The organism is bacterium, assembly GCA_035370465.1.
GTDB lineage: Bacteria > Ratteibacteria > UBA8468 > B48-G9 > JAFGKM01 > JAGGVW01.
This window is the reverse complement of the sequence record DAOOVW010000079.1, coordinates 1-4,681: the sequence shown is the minus strand read 5'-3', so window position 1 is coordinate 4,681 and position 4,681 is coordinate 1. Positions and strand designations below refer to the sequence as shown.

General features: G+C 26.8%; 5 protein-coding genes. 3 read left to right on the top strand and 2 right to left on the bottom strand.

The window, feature by feature from the left end; all coding sequences use genetic code 11:
• The 3 genes from PLW95_07885 to PLW95_07875 form a co-directional block, all read left to right on the top strand.
• Positions 1-636 (top strand): serine hydroxymethyltransferase (locus tag PLW95_07885; GenBank protein ID HOV22574.1); only part of this gene is annotated, 636 nt, incomplete at its 5' end.
• The gene (locus tag PLW95_07880) at positions 608-1,099 is read left to right on the top strand and encodes a cytidine/deoxycytidylate deaminase family protein (GenBank protein HOV22573.1); all 492 of its coding nucleotides are present in this window, start codon (positions 608-610) and stop codon (positions 1,097-1,099) included. The genes PLW95_07885 and PLW95_07880, both read left to right, overlap by 29 nt.
• Positions 1,071-2,618, top strand: coding sequence for a DHH family phosphoesterase (locus PLW95_07875; protein HOV22572.1), 1,548 nt, complete (start codon positions 1,071-1,073; stop codon positions 2,616-2,618). Before PLW95_07880 ends, PLW95_07875 begins: the two co-directional genes overlap by 29 nt.
• Before the next feature lie 20 nt (positions 2,619-2,638).
• Here PLW95_07875 and rpmB read toward each other — a convergent pair whose 3' ends face one another.
• Both rpmB and PLW95_07865 read right to left on the bottom strand, forming a co-directional pair.
• Positions 2,639-2,857 (bottom strand): 50S ribosomal protein L28, encoded by a 219-nt coding sequence (gene rpmB, locus PLW95_07870; GenBank protein ID HOV22571.1) that lies wholly within the window; start codon positions 2,855-2,857, stop codon positions 2,639-2,641.
• A gap of 9 nt (positions 2,858-2,866) precedes the next feature.
• Positions 2,867-4,615: an O-antigen ligase family protein gene (locus PLW95_07865; GenBank protein HOV22570.1), complete on the bottom strand. Its 1,749-nt coding sequence runs from the start codon at positions 4,613-4,615 to the stop codon at positions 2,867-2,869.
• Positions 4,616-4,681: the final 66 nt, after the last annotated feature.

Sequence of the window (4,681 nt, the reverse complement as noted above, 5' to 3'; positions counted from 1 at the left end):
GGTCTTGTAATTGCTGGTATTCATCAGTCACCATTTCCATTTACTGACTTTGTTACAACCACAACACACAAAACATTAAGAGGACCAAGAGGTGGTTTAATACTTTGTAAAAATATATTTAAAGAAAATATTGATAGCACAATAATACCTGGAATTCAAGGAGGACCATTAGTTCATGTAATAGCAGGAAAAGCAGTTGCCTTTAAGGAAGCAAGTGAAAAAAGTTTTATTGATTATCAAAAACAAATTGTTAAAAATTCAAAAAAATTATGTGAAGAATTAAAAAAACGAGATTATAGAATTGTAAGTAATGGAACTGACAATCATTTGATGGTAGTTGATTTAAGAAATAAGGGCTTAACAGGACTTGAAGGTCAGGAAATTCTTGAAAAAGGTGGTATTATTACAAATAAAAACCTCATACCATTTGACCCCCTACCTCCTGCAAAAACAAGTGGTATAAGAATTGGAACTCCTGCAATTACAAGCAGAGGGATGAAAGAAAAAGAAATAGAAAAAATTGCTGATTGGATTGATATAATTTTATCAAATAGTAAAAATGAAAAAATATTGAAAGATATTTCAAAAAAAATAAGGAGATTTTCAAATGAATTCCCAATATACCCAAATACATAGACCTGATTGGGACCATTATTTCATGAAAATCGCAGAACTTGTTTCAGAGAGGTCAACATGTTTAAGAAGAAAAGTTGGCTGTGTTTTAGTAAAGAGAAAAAGGATTTTAGCAACCGGGTATAATGGTGCACCAACAGGACTTCCTCATTGTGAAGAAGTTGGATGTATAAGAGTTGAATTAAAAATTCCATCTGGAGAAAGGCATGAACTTTGTAGAGGACTCCATGCAGAACAAAACGCAATAATTCAATCAGCATATTATGGTGTCTCAATTAAAGATAGTATTTTATATGTAACATGTCATCCGTGTTCTGTTTGTGCAAAAATGATTATTAACTCAGGAATTAAAGAAGTTATAATTAAAGAAGGATATCCTGATAAACTTGCAACTGACTTTTTTAAAAATGCGAATGTTAAGGTAAGGTATATAGAAAATGGAAAAAATAATAAACAAAATACTTGAAAACAGGGGTATAAAAGAAAAAGAGGCATTTTTTTCATCTGAAATTTCCTCACCTGTTGACCCTTTTGTAGTACCAGGTATAAAACAAGCATGCGAAATAATAAAAAGAATTATTGAAAAAAAAGAGAATGTTTTTGTATATGGAGATGGAGATGTTGATGGAATTTTTGGCACCTATTTTATTATAAAAATGTTTGAAAAAACAGGGACCCCCTTTTCTTATTATCTTACACATCGCCTTGATACATATGAAATTGAAGAAGAATTTATTTCTTACTTAAAAAAAGAAAACATTTCTCTTTTTATTACTGTTGATTGTGGAATATCTTCTGTGAACTTCCTTAAAAAAATGGAAGATGAAAAAATAAAAGTAATTGTAATAGACCATCATATTTTTGATATATTTTTTCTCCCAAAAACACATACCTATATAAATCCAAAACTTTATAACACAGCCACAGAAATAAAATATTTAAGTTCAACTGCTCTTGCTCAAAAACTTTCAAATGCATTAAGTTTCTTTATCCCTTTTCCTTTTGAAGAGAATATTGAGTTAGTTGCTTTATCAACAATTGCTGATAATTGTCCTGTTATAGGAGAGAATAGAAAACTTATAATGACAGGACTTGATAAAATTTTTTCTACTGAGATAATTGGATTGGCATCATTAATTGATGAATTGAAAATAAAAAATAAAAATTTAATAAACCAACTCAAAATGAAACTCATCCCAAAATTGAATTCACCAGGAAGATTTGGTAAACCAGAAATTGTTCTTGATTTACTTTTATCAGAAAATGTAGATAAAATAATAAAAGAGATTAAGGAAATAGATAGAAAAAGATACCAATTAACTAAAATTCATTTAACTAAATTTAGAGAAAAAGCAGAAAAAGCAACATTTCTTGTTGAAAGTGAGATATTACCAACTATTTGTGGAATAATATCTTCAAGATTATCTTATGAAATGAATAAACCAATTGCAATTGCCTCTGAAAGAAATGGAATAATACAGGGTTCAGCAAGATGTCCTGAGCTCTTTAATCTTTTTGATTTTATCAAAAAAACAAAAAATTATATGCTTTCTTCTGGTGGACATCAACAAGCAATTGGTTTTACATTTGATAAAAAATTCTTAAACAATATAAAAGAAGAATGGGAAAATTTCTTATTCACTGGAAAAGAAGAGAATTTTTATTATGATGCTGAAATTGAACTTGTTAATTTAACTCCTGTTTTTCTTGAAGAATTATCAAAATTTGCTCCTTTTGGTCCTGGAAATCCAGAGGTAGTTTTTTTATCTAAAAATATAAAAGTTGAAAAAATAATGAGAAAAACAGATGAGGAATTAACTTTTTGGGTTAGAGAAAATAATTCTCTATTTGAATGTATAACTAAAAACTTTAATGGAAATAAAGAAATACTTGAAGGTAATTTTATAAATATTTATTACATACCAAAATATAGAGAAAACAACGGTCTTTACAGAATATATCTGCTGGTAAAAAAAGTTGAATAATTTTTTTCTAACCGCAGGGGTTAAATCTCCACATTTAAACTCTTCCTATTAACTGCTTTTTTGACTTTACCACTTCTTAAACATCTCGTACAGATATTTATTTTCCTTCTCACTCCATCTATTTCAACGGAAAAACATTGAATATTTGGTTTCCACACTCTTCTGGTTTTTTTATTAGAATGACTTACATTATTTCCTGTTTTACTCCTTTTTCCACATATTTCACAAACTTTACTCATCCCTATCTCCTATTTAATTTTCCCTTCTTTTTTTAATTGACTTTTAACTGTATTAGCATACCTATTTTCTGGGTCAATTGTCAAGACCTTATTTAAATATTTGAGCGCTTTGTCAACATCATTATAATAAATTAAATAAATAGAAGATATACTACAAAGAACATCTTTATCATAAGGATTTAACCACTCAGCATAAAGATAATATTTTAATGCTTTTTCATAATCACCTATTTTAAGATAAACTGTCCCTAAATTTGTATCTGTTTTAGCAAAATGTGGAAAAACATAATTGTTAATATATAGATAAATTCTTTCTGCGTTTTTATAATCACCAATTTCTCCATATACAAAAGCAAGTTTATACAGAGCAGTATAATTATATGGATTTAATGAACAAACAACTTTATAATTTTCAATTGCCTTTTTATAATCACCCATGTCTTTTGCCCAAATTCCCCTTTTTAAATAGACATCGGGTAAAATTCTATAATATGAGGTAAGTATAATCATCAAAAAAGACACAAAAAAAGTAGTAGAATACAATAATTTTGAAATATTAAAATGAAATGCTCTGTTTCTCCTCAAAGAACCTAAAATACCCAATAAAAAATAAAAATACATAGCAGTTGAAGGATTTCTTAAATTTGTTGATAAAATATTATCAACCATAACAGCAAAGATACCACCAACAAAACCAGCAATTAAATTTTTTTCTAATTTGTAATTCTTTCCACATAACTCTTTGGATTTAAAAAATTTATTAACAATTATATAAATAAAAATGAAGAAGATTAGAATACCTATTATTCCTATTTCGGATAACATTTCAAGATATTCATTATGAGCATGATTAGTTACAGGAGTTGATTCTGACTGAAGAAAGTAATCCCTTCTCCTAAAATAGAAATAATAAAAAATAAATTGTCCAAAACCCCAGCCAGTTATTGGTTTTTGTTTTATAAGTTTTATAGTTCCTGTCCATATGTAATACCTTATATTTGTTAAAAATTCCTTATAAATAAATTTTGAAAGGAAAACAGAAATAAGAAGCAAAATAATATATCCAAGCCATTTAATTTTTTTATTCTTATTTATGAGAAAAAAAATAGTTGATATACCAAAAAGAAATCCTACTATTGCTGCTCTTGACCTTGTTAAAATTAAAGTAATAAAGCATATAATAACAAAAAATAAAGTTAAAAATTTTTGTGGTTTCTTGAATTCTTTAGAAAAAAGTAAAGAAATACCAATACAAATTGGCATTATAATATGACCTGCAAAAAAGTTGGGATTACCAAATGTAGAAATAGCATAATGTCTGGGACCTAAATACTGAAATAAACCAGTGATTGAAGAAATAAATGCTGCAATTAACCAATAATATATCCATTCATTTTTAATTTCTAAATTCAGAGATAAAACAAATATAAGGAAATATAGAAGATAATTTTCAAGAAGAAAGGCACTGCCATACTTAAAAGGAGCAGTGAAAGAAGAAAACAAAATATAAGAAAAAAATATTAAAAATATAATTAAAATTGAATAATTAAAATGAAATTCCTTTTTTTCTAATATATAACTTGTTGAAAGCAATAAAACAAAAAGGTAACCGAAAACTACCTTTATAATTGTATAATCATAAGCAGGTTTAAAATTTAGAAGTATTCCAGCAAAGAAAAAAATAATTAACGAGATGCTTTCTAAATTTATAAAATTCCTATTTTTAAAATTCGTTTTTTCTAATTTTTTTGTTTTCATTTTCAATTAGAGTTTTATTTACACAATTATAGCGATATGGTATAATTTTACACTATGTGGGGATAT